At 74.6% G+C, this 25,071-nt stretch carries 23 protein-coding genes; 15 read left to right on the top strand and 8 right to left on the bottom strand.

The window, feature by feature from the left end:
* Positions 1-42: 42 nt before the first annotated feature.
* The gene (locus tag LQ327_RS16800) at positions 43-1,509 is read right to left on the bottom strand and encodes an NAD-dependent succinate-semialdehyde dehydrogenase (RefSeq protein ID WP_230735685.1); all 1,467 of its coding nucleotides are present in this window, start codon (positions 1,507-1,509) and stop codon (positions 43-45) included.
* A gap of 134 nt (positions 1,510-1,643) precedes the next feature.
* Here LQ327_RS16800 and LQ327_RS16795 point away from each other — a divergent pair, with 134 nt between their 5' ends.
* Together LQ327_RS16795 and LQ327_RS16790 are read left to right on the top strand one after the other, a co-directional pair.
* Positions 1,644-3,158, top strand: a complete 1,515-nt coding sequence (locus LQ327_RS16795) for an FAD-dependent oxidoreductase (protein WP_308286333.1) — start codon at positions 1,644-1,646, stop codon at positions 3,156-3,158.
* Between the two features lie 63 nt (positions 3,159-3,221).
* On the top strand, positions 3,222-3,506 hold the full coding sequence (locus LQ327_RS16790) for a hypothetical protein (RefSeq protein ID WP_230735683.1): 285 nt from the start codon (positions 3,222-3,224) through the stop codon (positions 3,504-3,506).
* Between the two features lie 7 nt (positions 3,507-3,513).
* On the opposite strand, the gene LQ327_RS16785 is transcribed toward LQ327_RS16790, so the two are convergent.
* Positions 3,514-4,224 (bottom strand): TVP38/TMEM64 family protein, encoded by a 711-nt coding sequence (locus tag LQ327_RS16785; RefSeq protein ID WP_230735682.1) that lies wholly within the window; start codon positions 4,222-4,224, stop codon positions 3,514-3,516.
* Positions 4,225-4,257: 33 nt separating this feature from the next.
* Positions 4,258-4,881, bottom strand: a complete 624-nt coding sequence (locus tag LQ327_RS16780; protein ID WP_230735680.1) for a putative glycolipid-binding domain-containing protein — start codon at positions 4,879-4,881, stop codon at positions 4,258-4,260.
* A gap of 79 nt (positions 4,882-4,960) precedes the next feature.
* Here LQ327_RS16780 and LQ327_RS16775 point away from each other — a divergent pair, with 79 nt between their 5' ends.
* The 5 genes from LQ327_RS16775 to LQ327_RS16755 all read left to right on the top strand — a co-directional run bounded on the left by LQ327_RS16775 (position 4,961) and on the right by LQ327_RS16755 (position 10,377).
* Positions 4,961-6,208 (top strand): glycerophosphoryl diester phosphodiesterase membrane domain-containing protein, encoded by a 1,248-nt coding sequence (locus LQ327_RS16775; protein ID WP_230735678.1) that lies wholly within the window; start codon positions 4,961-4,963, stop codon positions 6,206-6,208.
* Positions 6,208-6,849 (top strand): DUF4129 domain-containing protein, encoded by a 642-nt coding sequence (locus LQ327_RS16770; RefSeq protein ID WP_230735676.1) that lies wholly within the window; start codon positions 6,208-6,210, stop codon positions 6,847-6,849. The genes LQ327_RS16775 and LQ327_RS16770 overlap by 1 nt, the downstream gene beginning before the upstream one ends.
* Positions 6,846-8,006 carry a DUF4350 domain-containing protein gene (locus LQ327_RS16765; protein ID WP_230735674.1) on the top strand — a complete coding sequence of 387 codons (1,161 nt, stop codon included), beginning with the start codon at positions 6,846-6,848 and terminating at the stop codon, positions 8,004-8,006. The genes LQ327_RS16770 and LQ327_RS16765 overlap by 4 nt, the downstream gene beginning before the upstream one ends.
* An 86-nt stretch (positions 8,007-8,092) precedes the next feature.
* On the top strand, positions 8,093-9,022 hold the full coding sequence (locus LQ327_RS16760; protein ID WP_230736250.1) for an AAA family ATPase: 930 nt from the start codon (positions 8,093-8,095) through the stop codon (positions 9,020-9,022).
* Positions 9,019-10,377 carry a DUF58 domain-containing protein gene (locus tag LQ327_RS16755; protein ID WP_230735672.1) on the top strand — a complete coding sequence of 453 codons (1,359 nt, stop codon included), beginning with the start codon at positions 9,019-9,021 and terminating at the stop codon, positions 10,375-10,377. The genes LQ327_RS16760 and LQ327_RS16755 overlap by 4 nt, the downstream gene beginning before the upstream one ends.
* 21 nt (positions 10,378-10,398) lie before the next feature.
* On the opposite strand, the gene LQ327_RS16750 is transcribed toward LQ327_RS16755, so the two are convergent.
* The 3 genes from LQ327_RS16750 to LQ327_RS16740 all read right to left on the bottom strand — a co-directional run bounded on the left by LQ327_RS16750 (position 10,399) and on the right by LQ327_RS16740 (position 11,786).
* Entirely contained in the window at positions 10,399-10,572 is a 174-nt protein-coding gene (locus tag LQ327_RS16750; protein WP_230735670.1) for a hypothetical protein, read from the bottom strand.
* Positions 10,569-10,733: a hypothetical protein gene (locus tag LQ327_RS16745; protein WP_230735668.1), complete on the bottom strand. Its 165-nt coding sequence runs from the start codon at positions 10,731-10,733 to the stop codon at positions 10,569-10,571. Before LQ327_RS16745 ends, LQ327_RS16750 begins: the two co-directional genes overlap by 4 nt.
* Positions 10,734-10,817: 84 nt before the next feature.
* Positions 10,818-11,786 (bottom strand): stage II sporulation protein M, encoded by a 969-nt coding sequence (locus tag LQ327_RS16740; protein WP_230735666.1) that lies wholly within the window; start codon positions 11,784-11,786, stop codon positions 10,818-10,820.
* A 35-nt stretch (positions 11,787-11,821) separates the two neighbouring features.
* Here LQ327_RS16740 and LQ327_RS16735 point away from each other — a divergent pair, with 35 nt between their 5' ends.
* Positions 11,822-12,574, top strand: coding sequence for an RDD family protein (locus LQ327_RS16735; RefSeq protein ID WP_230735664.1), 753 nt, complete (start codon positions 11,822-11,824; stop codon positions 12,572-12,574).
* 32 nt (positions 12,575-12,606) lie between these two features.
* On the opposite strand, the gene LQ327_RS16730 is transcribed toward LQ327_RS16735, so the two are convergent.
* Positions 12,607-14,871 (bottom strand): heavy metal translocating P-type ATPase, encoded by a 2,265-nt coding sequence (locus tag LQ327_RS16730; RefSeq protein ID WP_230735662.1) that lies wholly within the window; start codon positions 14,869-14,871, stop codon positions 12,607-12,609.
* 59 nt (positions 14,872-14,930) lie between these two features.
* Here LQ327_RS16730 and LQ327_RS16725 point away from each other — a divergent pair, with 59 nt between their 5' ends.
* From LQ327_RS16725 to LQ327_RS16715, 3 genes are all read left to right on the top strand, one after another.
* Complete coding sequence (locus LQ327_RS16725; RefSeq protein ID WP_230735660.1) at positions 14,931-15,446, top strand: hypothetical protein; 516 nt, start codon at positions 14,931-14,933, stop codon at positions 15,444-15,446.
* Positions 15,443-17,359 (top strand): cytochrome c oxidase assembly protein, encoded by a 1,917-nt coding sequence (locus tag LQ327_RS34825; RefSeq protein WP_230735658.1) that lies wholly within the window; start codon positions 15,443-15,445, stop codon positions 17,357-17,359. The genes LQ327_RS16725 and LQ327_RS34825 overlap by 4 nt, the downstream gene beginning before the upstream one ends.
* 106 nt (positions 17,360-17,465) lie before the next feature.
* Positions 17,466-18,692, top strand: coding sequence for an MFS transporter (locus tag LQ327_RS16715; RefSeq protein WP_230735656.1), 1,227 nt, complete (start codon positions 17,466-17,468; stop codon positions 18,690-18,692).
* A gap of 44 nt (positions 18,693-18,736) precedes the next feature.
* Here the strand turns inward: LQ327_RS16715 and ilvA are convergent, their stop codons facing one another.
* A complete protein-coding gene (gene ilvA / locus LQ327_RS16710) occupies positions 18,737-20,011 on the bottom strand; it encodes a threonine ammonia-lyase IlvA (RefSeq protein ID WP_230735653.1) in 1,275 nt (424 codons plus the stop codon).
* Between the two features lie 306 nt (positions 20,012-20,317).
* Here ilvA and LQ327_RS16705 point away from each other — a divergent pair, with 306 nt between their 5' ends.
* The 4 genes from LQ327_RS16705 to LQ327_RS16690 all read left to right on the top strand — a co-directional run bounded on the left by LQ327_RS16705 (position 20,318) and on the right by LQ327_RS16690 (position 25,045).
* Positions 20,318-20,752 (top strand): DUF7715 family protein, encoded by a 435-nt coding sequence (locus LQ327_RS16705; protein ID WP_230735652.1) that lies wholly within the window; start codon positions 20,318-20,320, stop codon positions 20,750-20,752.
* A gap of 143 nt (positions 20,753-20,895) precedes the next feature.
* Complete coding sequence (htpG, locus tag LQ327_RS16700) at positions 20,896-22,833, top strand: molecular chaperone HtpG (protein WP_230735650.1); 1,938 nt, start codon at positions 20,896-20,898, stop codon at positions 22,831-22,833.
* On the top strand, positions 22,830-23,855 hold the full coding sequence (locus LQ327_RS16695) for an LLM class flavin-dependent oxidoreductase (protein ID WP_230735648.1): 1,026 nt from the start codon (positions 22,830-22,832) through the stop codon (positions 23,853-23,855). Before htpG ends, LQ327_RS16695 begins: the two co-directional genes overlap by 4 nt.
* Positions 23,852-25,045, top strand: coding sequence for an amidase (locus LQ327_RS16690; RefSeq protein ID WP_230735646.1), 1,194 nt, complete (start codon positions 23,852-23,854; stop codon positions 25,043-25,045). Before LQ327_RS16695 ends, LQ327_RS16690 begins: the two co-directional genes overlap by 4 nt.
* Positions 25,046-25,071: the final 26 nt, after the last annotated feature.

Genomic DNA, 25,071 nt, shown 5'->3' with positions numbered 1-25,071 from the left:
AGTGTGATCATTTAGTGAGCCCACGTCACATCAGGGAGAGGCCTACACGGTCAGCGCGACGTACTTGATCTCCAGGTACTCGTCGATGCCCACGTCGCCGCCCTCACGGCCCAGGCCCGACTGCTTCACGCCGCCGAACGGGGCGCCGGCGTTGGAGACCATGCCCTGGTTCAACCCGACCATCCCGGCCTCGAGCCGCTCCGAGAGCCGGATCGCCCGCTGCAGGTCCTTCGTGTAGAGGTAGCTGACCAGGCCGAACTCGGTGTCGTTGGCCGCGCGGACCGCCTGCTCGTCCTCGGTGAACGTGAACACCGGGGCCACCGGCCCGAAGATCTCCTCCTTGACGAGGCGCGCCGAGGTCGGCACGTCGGCGAGCACCGTCGGGGGGTAGAAGTAGCCCGCGCCGCTCGGCACCTGCCCTCCGGTGCGCACCTTCGCGCCCTTCTGCACGGCGTCGTCGACGAGCTCGGCGACCTTGTCGCGCTGGTCGGCCTCCACCAGCGGACCGACCTCGACGCCCTCGTCGACGCCGCGGCCGATCGTCATCGACCCCATGCGGTCCACCAGCTTCTTGGTGAACTCCTCGGCCACGTCGGCGTGCACGTAGAACCGGTTCGCCGCGGTACAGGCCTCGCCGATGTTGCGCATCTTGGCGAGCATCGCGCCCTCGACAGCGGCGTCGACGTCGGCGTCCGCGCACACGATGAAGGGCGCGTTCCCGCCGAGCTCCATCGAGGTCTTGAGAACCTGCTGCGCGGACTGCTCGATGAGGGTGCGCCCGACCTCGGTAGACCCGGTGAACGAGAGCTTGCGGATCCGGCCGTCGGCGATCAGCGGGCCCATCACCCGGCCCGTCGACTTCGTCGTGACGACGTTGAGCACGCCCTCGGGCAGCCCGGCCTTCGTGAGGATGTCGGCCAGCTTGAGGATCGTCAGCGGGGTGAGCGCGGCCGGCTTGATGACCATGGTGCAGCCCGCGGCGATGGCGGGCCCGATCTTGCGGGTGCCCATGGCCAGCGGGAAGTTCCACGGCGTGATCAGCAGACACGGCCCGATCGGCTGGCGCATGACCAGCACCCGGCCGTTGCCGTTCGCGTTCGTCCTCCACTCGCCGGTGATCCGCACGGCCTCCTCGGAGAACCAGCGGAAGAACTCGGCGGCGTAGGTGATCTCGGCCTTCGACTCCGCGAGCGGCTTGCCCATCTCCAGGGTCATCAGCATCGCGATCTCGTCGGACTGCTCGATGATCATCTCGAACGCGCGGCGCAGGATCTCGCCGCGCTCCCGGGGCGCGGTCGCGGCCCAGTCGGCCTGGGCCCGGGCCGCGGCGTCGAGGGCCGCCATCCCGTCCTCGGGGGACGCGTCGGCCACCTCGCAGAGAATCTCGCCGGTGGACGGGTCCTCGACCGGGAACGTCCTGGTGTCCGTGGCGTCGCGCTCCCGCCCGCCGATCAGCAGCTTCTTCGGGACGTCCTCGACGATCCGGCGCTCCCGTGCGGCGTCAGCCATGACCTGCCTGCTCCCCTCGACCGGGCTTGGGATTCGGCCGGTGAGATGCCCGGTGGGCGGGACGCTCACACCGGGTGAGGAGGCTCGTCGCACCGGGTGGGCGGTTCGTCCGTGTGATCCCTACTCTCGGGGACGTGTTCTCCCCGCACACCGCCGTGGCCGCCCGACCCGACCTGCCGTCCCGGGTCGGTGACGACGCCGGCGCGGCGGTCGTCGTCGGAGGCGGCATCGCCGGGGTCACGGCCGCCCTGGTGCTCGCCGAGCGCGGCGTCTCCGTCGAACTCCTCGAGGCCGCCCCGGCCCTCGGGGGTCGGCTGGGCACGTGGCCGCGGACGCTCCCCGACGGGACCCCGGTCACCGTCGAGCACGGCTACCACGGGTTCTTCCGGCAGTACTACACGCTGCGCGCGATCCTGCGGCGGATCGACCCGGACCTGGCCTTCCTGCACGACGTCGGCGGCTACCCCATCGAGGGCCGCGACCCGGCGTGGGAGCCCGAGGACTTCACCGACCTGCCCCGCGTGCCGCTCGCCAACCTGGCGGCGCTGGTCTGGAAGTCACCGAGCTTCCGGCTCCGGGACCTGCGCAAGGTCGACGCCCGCGAGGCGCTGGAGATGCTGCGCTACGACCCGGTCGCCACGTTCGCCCGCCACGACCACCGCACCACCGCGGAACTGCTCGACGCCCTCGGGTTCTCCGAGCGCGGCCGGGCGATGCTCTTCGAGGTCTTCGCGCACTCGTTCTTCAACACCGAGCAGCGGTACTCGGCGGCCGAGTTCCTCGCGATGTGCCACTTCTACTTCACCGGCAACCCCGAGGGCCTCGGGATGGACGCCCCGCGCGACCACTACGCGACGACCCTCTGGGAGCCGCTGGGCCGGCTGCTCGAGAAGCACGGCGCGACGGTCACGACGGGGGCCCGGGCCACCGTCGTCGTGAACGGTCCGGGCGGCTGGTCGGTCGGGGTCGACGGCGGGCCGACGCGGACCGCGCGACACCTCGTCGTCGCCACCGACGTACCCGGCACGCGGGGGCTGCTCGGCGCGTCGCCCGGGTTCGCGACGACGGCGCCGCGCCTGGCCGCCCAGGTGGACCGGCTGCCCGGTGGCGAGCCGTACGTGGTGGCCCGGCTGTACTGCCGCGGCGACGTCGCCGCCCACCGCGCCGCGTTCACCGGGGTGACGCGGGAACGGGTCCTCGACTCGGTGACGCTGTTCCACCGGCTGGAGTCGGAGTCGGCGGCCTGGGCGCGGGGCGCCGCCGGCTCGGTGATCGAGCTGCACTCCTACGCGTGCCCGCACGACGCCGGGCTCGACGACCTGGTGGCCGCGATGCGCACCGAACTGGTGGCGCTGTGGCCCGAGTTCGCGGACGTCGAGGTGCTCGACACCGACGCCCACCGCTACACCAACGCGCCGGGCTTCGACCCCGGGTTCCATCCGCACCGGCCCGGCGTCGTCACCGACGCCCGCGGGCTGCGCCTGGCGGGGGACTGGGTGGCCTCCGACGTCCCGTCGGCGCTGATGGAGCGCGCCGCGGTCACCGGGGTGCTCGCGGCCAACGACGTGCTGCGCGAGGAGGGCGCCGCCCCCGAGCCGATCGCCTCGATCGCGCCGCGCGGGGTCCTGGCGGGACGCACCCGGACGTGATCACCGCCAGGCGCTAGGGTGCTCGGGCACCGGTAGCGAGCGACACCCGAGGAGAGAACAGGCGTGCGAATCCGACGGACGGCGTCCTGGCTGGTCGTGGTGGCGGCGGCGGCCGCCGTGCTCGCCGGTTGCACCTACTCCTCGGAGCCGGCCCCGGATCAGCCCGCCAGCCCGAACGAGTACTCCACCTCGGGCTTCCCGCCGCCCGGCCCCGCGCCGGTGCCGGGTCAGACCGTCCCGGGGACGGTCCAGGCCCCGCAGCCCGCGAACGTGCCGCGGCCGGCCACCGGCGCCACCCCGACCCGCGGTCCCGCGGAGACCGGCACGCCGGCCCCGTCCGGCGGCTGATCGCGCCTCAGGCGGCCTCGGGACCGGCAGATTCGGAGCCGCCGGCCTCGGGGCCGGAGCCGCCGGCCTCCGGACCGCCGGGGTCGGAGCCGATCCGTCGACGGCCGCGGGCCGAGACGAGGATCCCGACCGCCCCGAGGGTGGCCGTCACGGCGAGGATCGCGATCATCCCGGGCGAGGAGCCGCCGGTGACCGCGTCGCCGAGCAGCACCACGGCCGCCGTCCCCGGGATCAGGCCGACGATGGTCCCGACGAGGTAGGCGCGCAGGCCGACGCTCGTCACCCCGAGCGTGTAGTTGAGCGGTGCGAACGGGATCCCGACGAGGCGCGTCGAGGTCACGGTGAGCAGCTCGCGCTCGCAGAGCCGTTCCTCGAGGGCGCGCACGCGCTCGGGCCCGAGCCGGGCGATCGCCCGCCCGCCGAGCCGGCGCGCGATCGCGAACCCGAGCACCGCCGAGACCATCGACGCCGTGACCGCCAGGCCGAGCCCCCAGACCGGCCCGAACATCAGGCCCGCCGCGAGGGTGAACGCAGTGCGGGGGACGGGCGTCGTCGTGATGACCGCGTGCGCCAGGAAGAAGATCAGCGGGGCGGTCGGCCCGATCCGGATCGCCCAGTCGCGCAGCTCGAGCGGCGAGGGCAGGGGCACCGTCAGCGCGACGACCAGGGCGACGACGAGCAGGCCGAGCAGCACCAGCCCTCGCGTCCGGTTGCGCACCTGTACCCCCCCTCGCCGTGCTCTCGAGGGTAGTCAGGCGACGCGGGCGAACAGGCCCTGGTACTCCCGGACGACACCGGATGGATCCGTGGTGAACGTGAAGGATCCGTAGGTCGGGTCGGCGTAGACGAACTGGGGGCCGTGGGGGCCGTCGGGCTCGCGGCGGTAGGTCTGCGTGACCCGGGCGACCGCCAGCGACGGCACGTCGAGCCACGCGACGTCGATGCTGCGCTCCTCGCCGACCTCGAGCCCGAGACGGCGCACGACCAGCGTGTTCGTCAGCGGCGAGATCGAGACGTCGACGTCCAGGCAGCCCTCGAGCTCGGTCCAGTCGCGGCCGTCGAGGGTCCAGTGCCCGAGGGCGTCGACGGTGAGCGTGACCCGGTCGAGCCCGTCCCCGCCGATCGTCTCGACGAAGCAGGAACGGGTCTGCCAGCGGGCGTCGACGACGACGGAGAATCGGGTCGACCACGGTCGGGGAGCGTCCTGTTCCCCGATCGGGCCGGTGTCGTCGGGCGAGTCGGTGCCGATCGCCGCGCCGTCGAGGAGGAAGGCTCCGTCCGGATGGTCCGGGGTCGGCTCCAGCTCGGAGATCGCGCCGTGCACGAGGCCGTGCGGTTCGTCGAGTCGGCGCCACAGTGCGGAGATCAGGGCCACGGCGCCATCGTGGCACGATCGGTTCGGGACGAAGACGATCAGAGCGTGGTCGTGGCACTACCCAGGGAAGGGTGTCGAGGTGAGCGAGCCGGAGGACCGTCGCCGCGAGGACGGGGAGGAAGGCCGGGGCCCCGGCGCGGTGCCGCCCTGGGACCCGTCGCGCGCCTCCGGCCCGGACGCGCCCGCGCCCCGGCCGTCCACCGGGGGATGGCAGAGCCCGGGAGGCCCGGTCCCGCCGACGACCCCGACCCCGTCCCCCGGCCCGCCGTCGGGCTCCCAGCAGTCGGGGCCCCAGCAGTGGGGACCCCCGCCGTCGCAGCACCAGCCGGGGCCGCAGAACCGGCCCGGTGACCCGTGGGGCTTCGGGGGCTCGCTCGCCGCCCCGCGGCCCGGGATCGTGCCGCTGCGTCCGCTCGCCCTGGGGGAGCTGCTCGACGGCGCCTACCAGTACATCCGGGCCCACCCGCGGGTCGTGCTGGGCATCTCGGCGGTGATCGCGGTGATCACGGTGCTGATCCAGTCGCCGTTCCAGGCGTCGTTCGGGACGTCGCTGGAGGGCCTGGTCGGCACCGGCGGCGGCTCCCGGACGGTGAACCTCAGCCAGCTCGGCGGGCTGGTCGGAGGGGCGGTCTGGCTCGCCGGAGTGGGCCTGCTCGTCAGCCTGCTCGCCAACACCGTGCTCACCGGCCTGCTCATCGTCGTGCTGAGCCGTTCCGTCCTCGGAGCCGCGGTCGACGCGCGGCAGGTCTGGGACGCCGCCCGACCCCGGCTGCCGGGACTGCTCGGCGTCGTCGTCCTCGTCGCCCTGATCACCGTCGTCACGTTCCTCGTGCCGCTGATCCCCGCCGGCGTGCTCGGGCTGCTCCGCGCGCCGACCGGGGCGACCGCCGGACTCGCGCTGCTCGGGATCGTCGTGGGGGCCGTGCTCGCGGTGATCGTCGCGGTCGGGCTGGCGCTCGCCGCCCCGGCCTACGTCCTCGAGGGCATCTCCGTGACGACGGCGCTGCGCCGCTCCCGGGATCTCGTGCGGGGCCGCTTCTGGCCGGTGCTGGGCATCCTGCTGCTCACCGCGATCATCGTGACCATCGTCGCGGGGATCATCGGGATCCCGTTCGGGGTCATCGCGTCCGCCGCCGGGAACGCCGTCGGCGAGCCCAGCGCGTACGCGCCGCTGCCGCTGCTGATCAGCTCGATCGGGACGGTGATCGGCGCGGCCCTGACCTCGCCGTTCCAGGCCGGCGTCACCGGCCTGCTCTACATCGACCAGCGGATGCGCCGCGAGGGCTTCGACATCGAACTGCAGCGGGCCGCCCGCGAGCAGGGCTGATGGCCGCACCGCCCCCACCCGTGCCGCACGGCGTGCCGGTGACGGTCTCCGCGGACCAGGCGCGCGAGCTCGCGGCCCAGGAGCTCGCGAAGCCGGCCTACCGGGCCGCCGAGCCGGGGTTCGTGCAGCAGGTCGGGCAGTGGCTGCTCGCCCGGCTCTCCGACCTCGTCGAACTGCTCACCAGCACGCGGGCCGGGGGAGCGGGCGGGGTGCTGGTCGTCCTGGCGCTGATCGTCGTCCTCGTGGTCGTGGTCCGATGGCGGCTCGGACGCGCGGCGCGCACCGCCCGCGTCGGGTCGGCCGCGCTCGACCCGACGGGCACGACGGCGGCCGATCACCGCCGCCGAGCCGCCGAGCACGAGGCCGCCGGGCATCACGACGAGGCGGTCCGCGAGTGGATGCGAGCGCTGGTCCGGGGCCTCGAGGAGCGCGACCTGCTCGCCACCCGCGCCGGCCGCACCGCCGGCGAGGCCGCCCGCGAGGCCGGGGCCGCCCTGCCCGCGGCGGCCGAGGCGATCGCCGACGCGGCGCGCTGCTTCGACGAGACCGTCTACGGCGGGCACCCCGCCGACGCGGACGCCGTGGCGCGGGTGCGCGCCGCGGACGAGACGGTGCGGGCCACCCGCCCGGTCCCCGCGTGAGCACGCCGCTGCGCGCACGGTGGCGCCGCGCGCGGGGCCCCGTGGTGATCGGCGCGCTGGTCCTGCTGGCCGCGGTTGTGCTCACCGTCGTCGGCACCCGCGCCGACCGCGGCCTGCTCGACCCCGACTCGGTCGACCCGGCGGGTGGAGCCGCGCTGGTCGCGCTGCTGCGCGACCAGGGGGTCCGGGTCGACGTCGCCGACCGGCCCGACGCGCTCGCCGCCGCCGACCCCGGCACCACGGTCCTCGTCGCGACCCCCGACCGGCTGCGGCGCGCGGACCTCGACACCCTCGCCCGTTCCGGGGCCCGGATGGTGCTCGTCGCCCCCGGGTCGCGGCCGCTCGAGGCGCTCGCGCCGGGCGTCCGGGCCGGCGCGCCCCCGCCCGCGCTGCTCACGACGGAGAGCCCCGACCCGTCGTGCCCCGTGCCCGCGGCCGTCGCGGCCGGGCGGATCGACACCGACGGCGACGTCTACGAGGTGACCCCACCCGCCGTCGGGTGCTATCCGCAGGGCGGGACGGCTGCCCTCGCCGTCAGCGGGCGGACCACCGTCGTCGGGTCCGCGACCCCGTTCCGCAACGACGCCCTCGACCACGCCGGGAACGCGGCGCTGACCATGCGCCTGCTCGGGGCGGGACCCCGGGTGCTCTGGTACGTCCCGCCGGTGCTGCCCGACGACACCGCGGGGCCGACCCCGCTCGTGCGGCTCGTCCCCCCGGGCTGGGTCTGGGGCGGGGCGACCCTGCTGCTCGCCGCGCTGGTCACGGCGCTGTGGCGGGGGAGACGCCTCGGCCCGCTGGTGGCCGAGCGCCTGCCCGTCCGGGTGCCCGCGGCCGAGACCACGCGCGGCCGGGCCGGGCTCTACCGCCGGCTCGGAGCACGCGCCCGCGCTGCGGAGGTGCTGCGCGACGACGCCCGGCGCCGGCTCGCGGCCCGGGTCGGGCTGTCCGCGCACACCCCGGCCGAGGCGCTCACCGCCGCCGTCGTGGCCGCCGCGCCGGGGTACGACCCGGCCGCCGTCGCCGACCTGCTCTACGGTGCGGCCCCGCCCGACGACCGCGCGCTGGTCGTGCTCGCCGGCGCGCTCGACGAGCTCCGCGGGGCCGCCGCGGGATCCGGCCGGGTCCCGGCCGGGAGAGGGGAGGACCAGGGGTGACCAGCCACGAGGCCACGGACACGGCCACCGACACGGACACCGACGCCGCCACGGCCGCCGTCGGGCCCGAGGAGGCGCGCGAGGCCCTGACCGCGCTGCGCGGCGAGGTGGCGAAGGCGGTCGTCGGGAACGACGCCGCCGTCACCGGGCTCGTCATCGCGCTGCTGTGCCGGCGCCACGTGCTGCTCGAGGGCGTGCCCGGCGTCGCGAAGACGCTGCTCGTACGGGCGGTCGCGGCGGCGTCCTCGCTGACCGAGCGCCGCGTGCAGTTCACCCCCGACCTCATGCCCGGCGACGTCACCGGCTCGCTGGTCTACGACGCGCGCACGTCCGCATTCGACTTCCGCCCCGGCCCGGTGTTCACCAACCTCCTGCTCGCCGACGAGATCAACCGGACGCCGCCGAAGACCCAGGCGTCGCTGCTCGAGGCGATGGAGGAGTTCCAGGTCTCGGTGGACGGGACGCCGCGCCCGCTGCCCGACCCGTTCGTCGTCGCCGCCACCCAGAACCCGGTGGAGTACGAGGGCACCTACCCGCTGCCCGAGGCGCAGCTCGACCGGTTCCTGCTCAAGCTCGTGATGCCGCTGCCGGAGCGCGACGACGAGATCGCGGTCCTGACCCGCCACGCCTCCGGGTTCGACCCGCGCGACCTGGCCGCCGCCGGTGTCCGGCCGGTCGCCGGGGCCGCGCACCTCGCGGCGGGGCGGGCGGCGGTGGGCCGGGTCGCGGCGCGGCCGGAGGTGCTGGCCTACGTCGTCGACGTGTGCCGGGCGACGCGGTCCTCGCCGTCGGTGTCGCTGGGCGCCTCGCCGCGCGGGGCGACCGCGCTGGTGCTCGCCGCCCGCGCGTGGGCCTGGCTCTCGGGCCGGGACTACGTGACGCCCGACGACGTCAAGGCGCTCGCCCTGCCCGTCCTGCGGCACCGGCTGGCGCTGCGGCCCGAGGCGGAGCTGGAGGGGGTCACGACGGACGGGGTGGTGACGGGCGTGCTCGACTCGGTGCCGGTCCCGAGATGAGCACCCCGCGGCGGGGCGGCCCCGCCGTCGGCGGGCGCCTCGCGCTGGTGGCGGTGGTGGGCGCCCTGGTCGTCGGGCTGGCGGTGCCGAACTGGGCCGGGCTCGTCGGTGTGGTTCTCGTGCTGGTGGTCGGTGTGCTGGTCGATCTCCTGCTGGCCGGGTCGGTGCGCGGGCTGCGGATCGAGCGTCCCGACGACGGGGTGCAGGTGCGGCTGGGGGAGTCGCTCGCGGTGGGGCTCGTCGTGACGAACTCCGGGCCGCGGCGGGTGCGCGGGGAGCTGCGGGACGCGTGGCCGCCGTCGTGTGGGGCGTCGCCGGAGGTCGCTGCCGTGGACGTGCCGGTGGGGGAGCGGCGCCGGGTGACGACGACGTTGACGCCGGGCCGGCGCGGTGAGCACGCCGCGGACCGGGTGACGGTGCGTTCGTGGGGCCCGTTGGGGTTGGCGGCGCGGCAGGTCTCGACGACGGCGGGCGGGCGCGTGCGGGTGCTGCCCGCGTTCGCGTCCCGGCGGCATCTCCCCGCGCGGCTGGCGCGGTTGCGGGAGCTCGACGGCCGGCGCGCGACGCAGGTCCGCGGGGCGGGGACGGAGTTCGACTCGCTGCGGGAGTACGTCGACGGCGACGACGTCCGCTCGATCGACTGGCGGGCGTCGGCGCGGTCGACGTCGACCTCCGGGGCGAGCGGAGCGACGGGGAATCTCGTGGTGCGGACCTGGCGGCCCGAGCGGGACCGGCACGTGCTCGTCGTCCTGGACACCGGCCGGACGGCGGCGGGGCTGGTGGGGACGGGTCAGGCCGCGGTTCCCCGCCTGGACGCGGCACTCGATGCGGCGCTGCTGCTCGCCGCGTTGGCCTCGCGCGGGGGAGACCGAGTGGACCTCCTCGCCCACGACCGGATGCCGCGCGCCTCGGTGTTCGGCGCCCGCGACCCGCTGCCGGCGATGACCGCGGCGCTCTCCGGGGTCGAGGCCTCCCTCGTGGAGACGGACATGGCCGCGCTGGTGGCGACGGTGCTCCGTCGGGCGTCGCGGCGCTCGCTCGTCGTGCTGCTCACCGGGCTGGACGACGCGGTGCTCGCCGACGGCCTGGAGCCGCTGCTCGGCCCGCTGCTGCACCGACACACGCTGCTCGTCGCGGGGGTGGCCGACCCGGTGGTGACGGCGATGGCCGCGGAGCGCGGGGACGCGGCGGCGGTCTACGGCGCCGCGGCGGGTCAGGTCGCGCTCGCCGAGCGGCGGGACGTGGCGGCGCGGCTGTCCCGGCGCGGGGTGGAGGTCCTCGACGCCGCCCCGGACGACCTCGCCCCGGCGCTGGCGGACCGCTACCTCGCGCTCAAGGCGCGCGGCCGGCTCTGAGGTTGGGGCTCGGGACGTGCGTCACCCGCGGGCGAGTGCGGCCGCCCGGTCGAGGTCGACGGGGTGCACCAGCGGGTCCGCGTGACGGTGCACGACCAACCACTCGCCCTCGACCCGGCGGTAGACCTGGGTGACCCGCAACGACCAGTCCTGGTCGGGCAGCCCGCCGACCTCCCCGTGCTGCCGCTCGATCATGACCAGGACGAGCGTGTCGCCCCAGGGTTGCACAGGGTGAAGCCCTCGACGTGGCCGGTCAGCTCGAGGTAGCGGTCCATCTCGCCGCGCATGAAGGCGGTCGTGGCTTCCTCGGTGCGCGCCAGCAGCTCGGCGAGCTCCGGGTCGGCGTCCTGGTCCATCGCGGCGTCCCCCTGTCCGGCCCGTAGACCGTTCAGGGTTCGTCGGTCGGCACGGCCGGGCAAGGGGCCATCCGGGCCGGGGCCTCAGCTCCCGTCGTCGGCGAGCGGCACTCCGGCGCGCGAGCGGAGCAGCCGGCGCCCCCGCAGGACGTAGGCGATGAACCCGACCTCGGCGAGCGCCCCGATCCCGATCCGCGCCCAGGTCGGGAGGCCGGACGGCGTCACGAACGCCTCGATCAGCCCGGACACCGCGAGCACCCCGGCGAGCCCCAGCGCCATCCCCGCCGTCACCCGTCCCTGCCGGGCCAGCGCCGTTCGACGCGGCTCCGGGCCCGGGTCGATCCACGTCCACCCGAGCTTCAGCCCCGCGCCGGCGGCCACGAACACCGCGGTCAGCTCCAGCAGCCCGTGCGGGACGATGAGCCCGAGGAAGAGGTCCAGCCGGTCGTTCGCGGTCATGATCCCGCCGACCACAGCCACGTTCACGACGTTCTGCAGCACCACCCACAGCACCGGCAGCAGCAGGATCCCGGTGATCAGGCAGGTGGCGGCCACCAGCGCGTTGTTCGTCCAGACCTGCGCCGCGAACGACCCGGCCGGGTTCGACGAGTAGTACGACGCGAACTCCTGGTCGACCAGCCGTCGGGTCTGCTCCGGGGTGGAGATCGCGGCCGCGACCCCCGGCGACGTCGCGACCCACCACCCGGTGACCACCATCGCGACCAGCGAGCACAGCGCCGTCGTCACCCACCAGCGGGCCGACGCGGCGAGCGCCGCGGGGAACTCGTCGGTGACGAAGCGCAGCGGGTCGCGCCAGGACCACGAGGACGAGTCCGTCACCGCCGCGCGTGCCCGCGCCACGAGCGAGGACAGCCGCGACACCAGCGAGGGGTCGGGCGAGGAGGAGCGCACCACGGAGAGGTGGGTCGCGACGTGGCGGTAGAGGTCGAGGGCCTCGTCGGCCTCCTCGACGGTCCAGCGTCGCCGGCGCAGCAGGGCCTCGAGACGGTCCCACTCCACCCGGTGGGCGTCGCTGTAGGCGTCGACGTCCACTCGGTGGCGCTCCCTCCCTGGCAGCATGTGCGGGCGTGACCCCACCCGAGCACGCCCCGGGCGTCGTCGTCGGCGAGGCGGTCGAGCTGGATCTCGTTCCCGCCAAGCTACCGACCCGGGCGCTGGCCTTCGCCCTCGACGCGGTGATCGTCGGGTTCCTGCTGACCGTGGTGCTCATCGTCGTCGTGGTGGCCGGGGTGGAGCTCGACTCGGCGCTCGCGGCGGCGCTGACCGTGGCGCTCGTCGTCCTCGGGCTCGTGGCCTGGCCGACGGCCTGGGAGACGCTGACCCGCGGCCGGACCCCGGGCAAGCTCGCGTTCGGGCTCCGGGTGGTGCGCGACGACGGCGGGCCGATCCGGTTCCGGCACGCGCTGGTCCGGGCGCTCACCGGCCTCGTCGTGGACTTCGGGCTGCTGTCCGGGGTGATCGCGATGGTCGTCTCGGCGTGCTCGCCGCAGGGGCAGCGGGTCGGCGACCTGCTCGCGGGCACGCTCGTGCTGCGGGAGCGGGTGCCGCGCTCGACCCGCCTGCGGGCGCTGCCCCCGCCGGACCCGGCCCTGGCGGGGTGGGCGTCGACGCTGCAGCTCGCGGCCCTGCCCGACGACCTCGCGCTGGCCGCGCGGCAGTTCCTCGGCCGCACCGGCGAGCTGGCCCCGGCGGTGCGCCGCACGCTGGGGGAGCGCCTGGCGTCCGACGTCGCGTCGCGGGTGGCCCCGCCCCCGCCGCCGGGCGTCCCGGCCGAGACCTACCTGGCCGCCGTGCTGGCGGAGCGCCGCCGGCGCATGTGAACGAATGTAGTCGTTCCGGCGACCACATTCGTTCACATGCGGCGGAGCCGCACGCTCGACGACACCACCAGCACGCTCGACAGCGCCATCGCCAGCCCGGCGATCAGCGGGCTGAGCAGCCCGAACGCGGCCAGCGGGAGCGCGGCGACGTTGTAGCCGAACGCCCAGACCAGGTTGCGGCGGATCGTCGTCGCGGTCCGGCGGGCGAGGTCGAGCGCGTCCGGGACGGCGCCGAGGTCGTCGCGCACGAGGATGACGTCGGCGGCCTCGAGCGCCACGTCGGTGCCCGCGCCGACGGCGAGCCCGAGGTCGGCGGCCGCGAGGGCGGGGCCGTCGTTGATCCCGTCGCCGACCATCGCCACGCGCGCCCCGTCCTGCTGGCGCGCGGCGATCGCGGTGACCTTGTCCTGCGGCAGCACCTCGGCGACGACCTCGTCGACCCCGATCGCGGCGCCGACGGCCTCCGCGGCGCCGGCCCGGTCGCCGGAGAGCAGCACCGTGCGCAGGCCTGCGGCCCGCAGCCGGGCGACGGCGGGCGCCGCCGAGGGCTTGATCTCGTCGGCGAGCTCGAGCACGGCGACCATGGACCCGTCGCACTCGACGACCACCAGCGTCGAGTCCGCGGCGGGCTCCGGCGCCCAGTCCGGCAGACCGCCGACCAGCGTGGGCCGGCCGAGCCGCACCGCCACGCCGTCGACGGTCCCCTGCGCGCCGAGCCCGGGCAGCGCCTCGAACCCCTCGACGGCGGGCAGGTCGGTCACCTCGTCGCGCGCGCGGGCCGCGATCGCCCGGGCGACGGCGTGCTCCGAGGAGTCCTCGACGGCGCCCGCGAGCCGCAGCACCCGTGCCCGGTCGGTGTCCGGGGCGACGTGGACCGCGCGGACCGTCATGGCCCCCGTCGTGACGGTGCCGGTCTTGTCGAGCACGACGGTGTCGACGACGCGGCTCGACTCCAGCGCCTGGTGGCTCTTGAGGAAGATCCCCTCTCGGGCGCCGCGGCCGGAGGCGACGAGCATCGCGGTCGGCGTCGCGAGTCCGAGCGCGCACGGGCAGGCGATCACCAGCACCGAGAGCGCGGCGGCGAAGATCTCTCCGGCGTCACCGCCGGCGAGCCACCAGCCGAGCGCGGTGACGACGGAAAGTCCGATCACGACCGGCACGAACACCGACGAGATCCGGTCGACGAGCCGCTGGACCGAGGCCTTCGACGCCTGCGCCGACTCGACCAGCCGGATCATCCCGGCGAGCTGGGTGGCCGAGCCGACCGCGGTCGCCGTCACCACCAGACGGCCGCTGGTCGCGACGGTGCCGCCCGTGACGGACTCGCCCTCGGCGACCTCGACGGGCACGGTCTCGCCGGTGAGCATCGAGCGGTCCACCGCGGAGGCGCCGGACTCGACGACGCCGTCGGTCGCCACCTTCTCGCCCGGCCGCACCACGAAGCGGGTCCCGACGGCGAGCGCGGACGCCGGGACGCGGGTCTCGGTGCCGTCCGGCAGCAGCACCGCGACGTCCCGGGCGGCCAGCGCGGCGAGGGCGGCGAGCGCGGCGCCGGCCGCGCGCTTGGCGCGGGCCTCGACGTAGCGCCCGGCGAGCACGAACGTCGTCACCGCGGCGGCGACCTCGAGGTAGAGCGGCCCGACCGGGTCGAGGAACACCCGCAGCGCGCCGCCCTCGGCCGGGTCGGGGAGATGCCCGAGCAGGATCGACCCGAGCGACCACACCGTCGCGGCGCAGATCCCCAGCGAGATCAGCGTGTCCATCGACGAGGCGCCGTGGCGCGCGTTGACGAACGCGGCCCGGTGCAGCGGCCACGCCGACCACACGACCACCGGCGCAGCGAGCGCGGCGACCACCCACTCCCAGCCGGGGAACCGCGCGGCCGGCAGCACCGAGAGCGCCAGCGGCAGGTCGACCATCGGGATGAACAGCACCGCCGCGACGACGAGGCGGCGCCAGAGGTCGGCGACGCGGTCGTTCCCGGCCGGCACCGGACGGTCGTCGTCGGGTGCCGTCCGAAGCGACGTCGCGCTGTAGCCGAGCTTCGCGACGACGTCGACGACGGTGCTCCGGTCGACCGTCGGGTCGAGCAGGACCGTGGCCCGCTCGGTCGCGTAGTTGACGGTCGCCGAGATCCCCTCGACCTTGTTCAGCCGCCGCTCGATCCGCGACGCGCACGCGGCGCAGGTCATCCCGGTCAGCAGGAAGTCCTCGCCGGACTCGGCCGATCCCGCGTCCGAGGCTCCCGAATCCGGACGATCCCGGACATCTCCGGCGGGGCTCGTCAGCTCGGTCATGCCCTCGATGGTGCGCCCCGAGCGTGGGTGCGTGCGCAGCGGGTGTCACCATCGAGGCCGTGACCAGCACCAGCGCGTCGGATTCGGGAGGGTCGTCCCCGGTCGGGTCGCAGGATCCCGACGACGAGCCGGAAACCACCGCGGACTCCGTCACCGCTGAGTCCGGCCCCGCTGCGCAGGAGGAGTCCGCCGCCGGCGCCACCGGTGCGGCGACGTTCGCGCTCGTCGTCGCGGTCATGGGCCTGATCAGCTCGTGGACCGGCTGGGGCGGGGTGGTTCTCGGGCTCGTCGCGCTCGTGGCGGCGCTGGTCGCGCTGATGCGGGTGCGCTCCGGGCGGGCCGTGGGACGCGCGAAGCCGGTGGCCGCCCTCGTCGTCGGGCTGGTCGCGGTGGCGATCGGCACGGCCGTCGAGTGGCCCACCATCGAGAGCGCGGTCACCTACCTGCACGCCTCGCAGGCCCGGACGCTCGACGAGTGCATGCGCCAGGCGATCAACGAGAAGGAACAGCACGTCTGCAAGTCGCAGCACCTCGCGGAGTACCGGGCCCGCTACCCCGACCGACTCGACCCGTGACCCGCCGTCTCGTCCCCGCGCTCGTCGCGGGTGCGGTGACGGTGCTGGTGGCCGCTCTGCTGCTGGGCCGTTCGGCCTACCCCGTGCTGGGGCTCGCGGACCCGGGCGAGCTGGTCCGCCTGGGCCTGCCGGTGGTGCGGGTCGCGACGGCGGGGGCGGCGGCGGTCGCGTTCGGCGCGCTGACCCGGTCGCTGGTGCTCGCCGACGGCGCGGGTGGTCCGTCGGCGGGTGAGCGGGCCGTGGCGTCGGGGGCGGCGTGGACGTGGGCGGTCCTCGCGGTCCTGACCGCGCTGCTCACGGTCGCGGACGCCTCCGGCGGGCTCACCGCGCCCGGGCCGGACCTCGTCGTGCAGCTGGTGGTGCGGGCGGCGCCGGTGGGGTGGCTCGCGTGCGCGGCCGGCGCGGCGGTGGTCGCGGTGTGGGTGCGCGAGGCGCGGACGTGGTCCTCGACGCTGGGCGCGGCAGTGCTCGCGGGGATCGCGCTGCTCGGGCCGGTGGTGACGGGGCATGCCATCGACGGCGTCGGGAAGGACCTCGGCGCGCCCGCCGTCGGGCTGCACGTGATCGCGGCGACGGTCTGGCTCGGGACGGTCGGCGCGCTGCTGGTCGGAGCGCCCGACGACGACGCTGCCTCGGCCCGGTTCGCCCGCCGGGCCGGTGCGGTGTCGACGGTGTGCGCGGTGCTCACGGTGCTGAGCGGGGTGCTGGCGGCCGGCGTGCTCGTGCCGTCGATGGGGGAGCTGGCGAGCGCGTACGGGGTGCTGGTGCTCCTCGCGGCCGCGGTGACCGTGGTGGTGCTCGCCGTGCTGGCGCGCCGACGGCTGGCCGATCGAGGATGTGGAGCCGGGGACGCTCAACGTCAGCGGTGCCGCATCGCTGACGTCCGGAACGCCGCGCTCGAGCTCGCCCTGCTCGCCGTCGTCACCGGGCTCTCGGTCGCCATGACCCGCGCGGTCCCGCCGGTCCAGGCGCCGTTCCACACCACGCCCACCGAGGCCGTCCTCGGGTTCGGCATCCCCGACCCGCCCTCGGTCGCGACGCTGCTCGGCGACTGGCGCCCCGACGTCGTCATGGTCGCCCTCGCCGTCGTCCTGGCGCTGGTCTACGGGCGGTGGCTGCGCCGGGTCGAGGGCTGGCCGACCGGGCGCGCCGTCGCGTGGTTCACCGGCTGCGCCGTCCTCGTGCTGGCCACCTCCTCGGGCCTCGGCCGCTACGCCGACGCCCTGTTCAGCGCGCACATCGCCGAGCACATGCTGGTCGGGATCGTGGTGCCGGTGCTGCTGGTGCTCGGCGGGCCCGTGACCCTCGCGCGCCGGGCCCTGCCGGACGACGGCGACGCCCGGGACCGGCTCGAGGCCCTGCTCGCCGCGCCCGCGCTGCGGATGGTGGCCCACCCGGCCGTCGCGGCCGTGCTCGTCGTCGGCTCGCCGTTCCTGCTCTACCTGACGCCCGCGTTCTCGCTGCTCCAGCCGCTGGGCTGGCTGATGCCGGCGATCTCGCTGTGGTTCCTCGGTGTCGGCTACCTGTTCTTCTGGGTGCTCGTCGGGGTCGACCCGCCCCCCGGCGCGCGGCTCCCGCACGTCGCCCGCCTCGCGGTCCTCGTCGCCTCGATGCCGTTCCATGCGCTGTTCGGCGTCATCCTGCTCGCGGCGAACCAGCCGGTCGCCCAGATCCCGTCGACGCTCGCGGCCGACGGCGGGGGCGGGCAGGTGTTCGTCACCGACTTCTACTCGCACCTGCGGCTGCCGTGGGCAGTGGATCTGCTCGCCGACCAGCACGTCGCCGCCCTGCTCGCGTGGGGCATGGGCGACGCGCCGCTGCTCGCCGTGGTGATCGTGCTGCTCGTGCAGTGGCACCGGGCGGGCGCCGCCGAGGACGCCGCGACCCGCAACCTGCTCGCCTCCCGCCGCTGAGGGCGATCACGGCGAGACGACGCGGTCTGACGCGTCGGTCACGCTGTCCCATATCGTGAGACTCGCGTTTCGCATGATGAGCACTCGTGAGGCATGCTGACGACTCGTGAGCGCCGAACCCGCGACCGATCTCGCCACCAGCCCGGGTCGGCCACGGCGACGGTGGGCGATCCTCGCCGTCGGGGTGCTCGCCCAGACCGCGGCGTCGTCCTTCGTCTACGGCATCCCGTTCCTGATCCCGACGCTGCGCGACGAGCGGGGCCTCTCGCTCGCCGAGGCCGGCGTCATGGTCGCCGCCCCGACGACGGGCCTGCTGCTCACGCTGGTCGCGTGGGGCTTCGTGGTGGACCGGGTGGGGGAGCGGTTCCCGATGGCCATCGGGCTCGGGGTGGCCGGGCTCGTCGTCGGCGGCGTCGCCCTGTCCCCGCCCTCGTCGCTCGTGACGATCGCGCTGCTGCTCGGCGTCGGCGGGATGGGCGCGGCGTCGGTGAACGCGGCGAGCGGTCGGCTGATCATGGGCTGGTTCACCGTCGACGAGCGCGGCATCGCGATGGGCATCCGCCAGACCGCACAGCCGCTCGGGGTCGCGCTCGCCGCCCTGGTCCTGCCCGTGCTCGCCACGACGCAGGGCTCGTTCGTCGCGCTCGGCTGGACCGGGCTGGCCTGCCTGATCGCGGCGGTGCTCGTCGTCGTGGTCGCCCAGGACGCCCCGCGGCACGCCCCGGCCGCACACGAGCCGACCGGCAACCCCTACCGCACGCCGACGCTCTACCGGCTGCACGCGTCGTCGGCGCTGCTCGTGCTGCCGCAGTTCGCGATCTCGGCGTTCGCGCTGGAGTACCTGGTGCGCGAGCAGCACTGGTCACCCGGGGTCGCCGGGGTGTTCGTGGCCGTCGCGCAGATCCTCGGCGCCGTCGGGCGGATCGCGACGGGCTGGTGGTCCGACCGCGTCGGCTCCCGGCTGCGCCCGATGCGCCAGCTCGCCCTCGGGTCCGTGCTGGTGATGCTGGGGTTCGCGGTGGGATCGGCATGGGTGCCGGTCATCGCGATCGCGGCGATCGTCGTCGGGGCGATCGTGACGGTGGCCGACAACGGGCTCGCGTTCGTCTCGACGGCCGAGATGGCCGGCCAGGCGTGGTCCGGCCGGGCGCTCGGCGTGCAGAACACCACCCAGAACGTCGTCGCCTCGGCCGCCCCGCCCGTGCTCGGGGCGATCATCGGCGCGACGAGCTACGGGGTCGGCTTCGCGGCGGCCGCGATCGCCCCGCTCGTGGCGATCGCCGTGGTGCCGGTGTCCCGCGAGCGAGGTGCGCTCCGCGCTCGTGAGCAGTAATCCGTGCTCTGGCACGGATTACCGCTCACGAGGCCGGAGGCCACCTAGACGAGGAAGCGGAACGCGGGCGAGCCGGGCTCGAGCGCCTCGATCTCCAGCGGCGAGCGTGCCATCCGCTCGAGCAGCGGCTCGTAGTCGGCGCGCCGCCCGATCTCGACCCCGACGAGGGCCGTCCCGGACTCCCGGTTGTCGCGCTTGACGTACTCGAACCGCGTGATGTCGTCGTCCGGCCCGAGCACCTCGTCGAGGAAGCGCCGCAACGCACCGGGCTCCTGCGGGAACTCCACCAGGAAGTAGTGCTTGAGGCCCTGGAAGCGCAGCGAGCGCTCGATGACCTCGGCGTAGCGGGAGACGTCGTTGTTGCCGCCGGAGAGGATGGCGACCACGGTCTCGCCCGGGGTGAGGTCGAGCTCCGGGCCGTCGGAGCGCAGCGCGGCGCCCGCCATGGCGCCCGCGGGCTCGGCGATGATGCCCTCGGTCTGGTACAGCGCGAGCATCTCGGTGCAGACCAGACCCTCGTCGACGGCGAGCAGCTGCGCACCGGAGCGCCGGATCAGCGGGAACGTCACCGCGCCCGCCTTGCGCACGGCCGCGCCGTCGACGAAGCGGTCGAACCCGTCCTCGTCGAGCATCACCGGGCTGCCGGCGTGCAGGGCGGCGGCGACGTTGCGCGCGCCGGAAGGCTCCACCCCGATGACCCGGGTCCGCGGGTATGCCGACGCCAGCCACGTGGCCGTGCCCGCGAGGAGGCCGCCCCCGCCGACGGGCACGACGACGACGTCAGGTGCGTGCCCGAGCTGTTCGACGATCTCGGCGATCAGCGTCGCCTGTCCCGCGACCGTCCGGCTGTCGTCGAACGCCGGAACCAGGGTGGCGCCGGTGTCCTCGGCGAAGGCGGTCGCCGCCGCTGACGCCTCGTCGTAGGTGTCGCCCTGGACGACCAGGTCGACCATGTCGCCGCCGAGCGCGGTGATCCGCTCGCGCTTCTGGCGGGGGGTGGTGCTCGGGATGAGGACGCGCCCGCGCACACGGTGGGCCTGGCAGGCGAACGCGAAGCCCTGCGCGTGGTTGCCGGCGCTCGCGCAGACCACCCCGGCCGCGCGGGCCTCGTCGTCGAGCTGGGAGATCAGGTTGTAGGCGCCGCGGAGCTTGTAGGAGCGCCCGACCTGGAGGTCCTCGCGCTTGAACCAGACGTTGGCGCCGGAGTCGGCGGACAGGCGCGGGTTGTACTGCAGCGGCGTGATCTCGGCAATGCCGGAGAGACGCTCCGAGGCCTCGAGCACCTGCTTCTCGAACGCCGTCCCGTCCCCGCCCGCCATCGCACAGCTCCCAACTCGATTGTTCCGAACGGCCCATGGTAGGTCGGCGGGGCGGCCGACCAGGTCAGCGACCCCTCCGCCGTCGCTCACCCAGGGTCACGCCTGTCTCCCGGAGGCGACCGGGCCCGTCGACCCCAGGCAATTGATCTTGCCGAGCGCCCCACGAACCATGATCCACATCTGTGGCGCGGAAAGCGTCAGTTCTGACGTATCCCGCCGCACACTTCGCGATCACGGGCCGTCCGGACCGGCCGAGGCTGTCGGTGCGCCCTGGTAGTTCATCGGTCGACCGACCGAGGAGGGCCGATGAAGGTACTGGTGGCCACGGGGCAGACCCAGGGCACGCGGGAGAACGACTACCACTGGGCGATCGAGGGCGAACTCGTCCGCATCGGGGAGGTGTGCGCGACGGACCGCCGGGATCCCGACGGCGGCTGTGGGTGCGGCCGCGGTTTCGCCGGCTTGAGCTCGCACCGGGCCACCACGACGACGCGCGTCGCCGAACTGGCGATGGATCGATCGGAGTTCGGGGAAGCCGTTCGGTCCGGCCTCGTGGCGCAGGGGTGGGAACTCTCCTCCCGGGAGTGTGCGGAGGTCGCCGACGAGCTCGCCGACCTGGCAGCGCAGTGGCCCGTCGGCGCCGTGCTGGAGCGGCGTCTCGACGTCCTGACGTGCCGCGCCCTGCTGGCAGGCTGTACCGGGCCTGGTTCGCACATCGGGCCGGCCGGCTGGACGCCCTGACCCTCGCCCGCGTCGATACGGCGCTGCGCGTCGCACTCGACCTCTGACCGGCGACGTCGACACGGGGCGCCGGTTCGGACGAGTCCGCCGATATCGTGGCGATCGACCCCCGAGGACGATCCAGGAGAGGACGCAGTACAGCGATGAGCGAGACGATCGAGTTCCAGGCCGAGGCCCGTCAGCTGCTGCAGCTGATGATCCACTCGATCTACTCCGACAAGGACGTGTTCCTGCGGGAGCTGATCTCGAACGGCTCCGACGCGCTGGACAAGCTGCGCATGGAGTCCTACCGGGACAAGGACCTCGGAGTGGACACCTCGGACCTGCACATCGAGCTGCGGACCGACGCGGAGAACCGCACGTTCACGATCAGCGACAACGGCATCGGCATGAGCCGCGACGACGTCGTGAGCCTGATCGGGACGATCGCGAAGTCGGGCACCGCGGAGACGCTGGCGAAGCTGCGTGAGGCGCAGGGCAGCGGCGAGGAGGTCAGCGAGGAGACGCGCGCCGAGCTGATCGGCCAGTTCGGCATCGGCTTCTACTCGAGCTTCATGGTCGCCGACAAGGTCGAGATGACCACTCGCCGGGCGGGCACCGAGAGCGGGGTCCACTGGGAGTCGACCGGCGAGGGCACCTACGAGCTCGCCGAGGTCCCGGACGCCCCGCAGGGCACCAGCATCACGGTGCACCTGAAGGCGGAGGACGCCGAGGACAGCCTGCACGACTACGCCGACCCCACCGTCGTCAAGCGCATCGTCAAGCGCTACTCGGACTTCATCACCTGGCCGATCCTGCTGAACCCGGGTGCGCCGGAGGCCGTCGAGGGGGCCGAGGAGGACGACTCCGAGGACGAGGAGACCCAGGACTCCTCCCTCGAGCCGATCAACTCCCGCAAGGCCCTGTGGGCGCGCCCGCGCTCGGAGGTCAGCGACGAGGAGTACGCCGAGTTCTACCGCCACGTCTCGCACGACTGGCAGGAGCCGCTGGAGACCATGCGGTTCACCGGCGAGGGCACCTTCGAGTACCAGGCGCTGCTGTTCCTGCCGGCCCACGCGCCGATGGACCTCTACATGCGCGACGCCAAGCGCGGCGTGCAGCTCTACGTCAAGCGCGTGTTCGTCATGGAGGACTGCGAGGCGCTGGTCCCGGAGTACCTGCGCTTCGTCAAGGGTGTCGTCGACGCCCAGGATCTCTCGCTCAACGTCTCCCGCGAGATCCTCCAGCAGGACCGCCAGATCCAGCTGATCCGCAAGCGGCTGGTGAAGCGGGTGCTGCAGACGATCACGTCGATGCGCTCCGAGGACGCCGAGAAGTACACGACGTTCTGGTCCGAGTGCGGCCGCGCGGTGAAGGAGGGCCTGCTCACCGACCAGGAGAACACCCAGGCCATCCTCGAGGCCTCGACCTTCGCCTCCACGCACGACCCGGAGAAGCTCACGACCCTCGCCGAGTACGTCGAGCGGATGCCCGAGGGGCAGGAGTCGATCTACTACGTGACCGGCGAGTCCCGCGCGAGCGTGGAGAACTCCCCGCACATCGAGGCGTTCCGCGCCAAGGGATACGAGGTCCTGCTGCTCACCGACCAGGTCGACGAGGTGTGGGTCGGGATGGTCCCGGCGTTCGGCTCCGGTGACGACGCGAAGCCGTTCGCCTCGATCTCGCAGGGCGACGTCGACCTGGGCGACGACGCCGAGAAGCCCGAGGGCTACGAGGACCTGCTGACCTGGATGACGACGACGCTCGCCGACGACGTCTCCGAGGTCCGGCTCTCGACGCGGCTGACCACCTCGCCCGCCTGCCTCGTCGGCGAGGTCGGCGGCATCCCGCCGCAGCTCGAGCAGATGATGCGCTCGATGGGCCAGGAGGTGCCGGTCCAGAAGCGGGCGCTGGAGCTCAACCCGAAGCACCCGCTCGTCGAGAACCTCAGGTCCGCCCACGAGGCCAAGCCCGAGGACACCGGCATCGCCGACACCGCCTCGCTGCTCTACGACATGGCCCTGCTGGCCGAGGGCGGGGAGCTCAAGGAGCCGTCGGCCTTCGTCGGGAAGCTGGCGCAGCGCCTGGCAGCCACGCTGTGAAGGTCGGCGTCGACAGCTTCGTCGCGAAGGTCACCGACCCCGACACCGAGGCGGTCGTCGGGCCGGTCGAGCGATTCCAGCACCTGCTCGAGGAGATCGAGACGGCCGACCGGGCCGGGCTCTACTCCTACGGGATCGGCGAGCACCACCGCGCCGAGTACTACGACGCCGCGCCCGGGGTCATCCTCGCGGCCGCGGCGGCGCGCACCCGGCAGATCCGGCTCCGCTCGGCGGTGACGGTGCTGTCGGCCGCCGACCCCGTGCGCGTCTTCCAGGAGTACGCCACGGTCGACCTGATCTCGGGCGGCCGGGTGGAGCTCGTCGTCGGGCGGGGGTCGTTCACCGAGGCGTTCCCGCTGTTCGGGCTGTCCTTCGACGACTACGACGAGCTCTTCACCGAGAAGCTCGACCTGCTCGTGGCGCTGACGCGCAGCGAGCGGGTCACGTGGTCGGGCAAGCACCGCCCGGCGTTGAACGACCAGCCGGTCTTCCCGCGCCCGGCACAGGACCCGCTGCCGGTGTGGGTCGGGGTGGGCGGCTCGCCCGAGTCGTTCGTGCGGGCCGGACTGCTGGGCCTGCCGCTGATGGTCGCGATCATCGGCGGCGAGCCCCGGCAGTTCGCCCCGTTGATCGACCTCTACCGGCGCGCGGGGGAGCAGGGCGGGCACGACCCGGCCCAGCTCAAGGTCGGCCTGCACTGCTTCGGGTTCCTCGGCGACGACGTCGCCAAGGCGACCAACGCGTTCTACCCGGGCTGGGAGGCGATGTTCACGACGATCGCCCGCGAACGCGGCGGCATGCCGCCCACCCGCCGCCAGTTCGACGCGACCCGCGGGCCCGACGGCGCGTACGTGGTCGGCGATCCGGACCAGGTGGCCACCAAGCTGGCGCGCATCTCCGAGCAGCTCGGCGGGGTCGACCGGATCAACCTGCAGATGACGAACCCGCGGCTGCGCCACGCGGACCTGCTGCACTCGATCGAGCTGCTCGGCGAGGTCGTCCCCAAGATCGCGGACGCATGACCGTCACCGACCTCAACGCCGTCGTCACCCCCATCGACGCGTCCCCGGGCACGACCGGGCCGCTCGCCGGGTGGCGGGTCGGGGTGAAGGACAACGTGGCCGTGGCCGGCGTGCGCTCGACCCGGGCCTCGGCGTTCTTCGTCGACCACGTGGCCGAGCACGACGCCGAGGTGGTCACCCGGCTGCGGGCGGCGGGCGCCGGCGTCGTCGCGACGCTGAACATGGCCGAGTTCGCGCTGGGTGTGACCTCGCAGAACTCGGTGCACGGCGGCGTCGTCAACCCGTGGGACCCGACGCGGCTCCCCGGCGGGTCGAGCGGGGGCTCCGGCGCGGCAGTGGCGGGCGGGCTCGTCGACGCCGCGCTGGGCACCGACACCGGCGGCTCGGTGCGGCTGCCCGCGGCGATGTGCGGGGTGACCGGGCTCCGGCCGACCTACGGGACGGTGCCCGAGGACGGCGTCTTCCCGTGCTGCCAGGAGACCGACGCGACCGGGCCGCTGACCCGGACCGCACGCGACGCGGCGCTGGTCACGGCGGTGCTCACCGGCCGCGAGCCGGTCGTCCCGGAGCCGCGCCGACCCGACGTCGTCGGGATCGTCGGCCTGGCGGGGGTCCCGGTCGAGGCCGGGGTCGCCGCACGGATCGACGAGGCCACGCGGGTCTTCGCCGACGCCGGCGCGACGGTGCGGGAGGTGACCGTCCCGGGGCTGGAGACCGTCCGCGACGACCTCTACGTCGTCGTCTACCACGATCTCGCCGCGTTCCACGCCGAGCGCCTGCGCGACGCCCCCGAGCGGTTCCAGCCCGACACCCTCACCCGGCTGCGGCTCGGGCTCGACTTCACCGCCGCCGACCGGGCCGCCGCGATGGACCGCCTCGCCGCGTTCCGGGCCGGCGTGGACGCCCTGCTCGCCGAGGTCGAGGTGCTGCTGACCCCGACGGTGCCGGTCGACGTCCCGCGCATCGGCGACGACCCCGACGTCCTCGCGCTCACGAAGCGCATCGGCGAGCTGACCGCGCCGTGGGCGGTGCACCGCGGGCCGACGCTCACGGTGCCCGTCGGACCGCACCCGTCGTCGGGCATGCCGGTCGGGATGCAGCTCACCGGTCCGACCGGCGCCGACGACGCGGTGTGCGCGGCGGGGGCGTGGTTCCAGGACGAGACCTCCTGGCACTCGTCGCGTCCGTGACGCTCGACCTCGATGCCCTGGGCTGA

The organism is Actinomycetospora endophytica (assembly GCF_021026375.1).
In the GTDB taxonomy this organism is placed as follows: Bacteria; Actinomycetota; Actinomycetes; order Mycobacteriales; family Pseudonocardiaceae; genus Actinomycetospora; species Actinomycetospora endophytica.
This window is presented reverse-complemented; position numbering and strand designations above follow the sequence as displayed.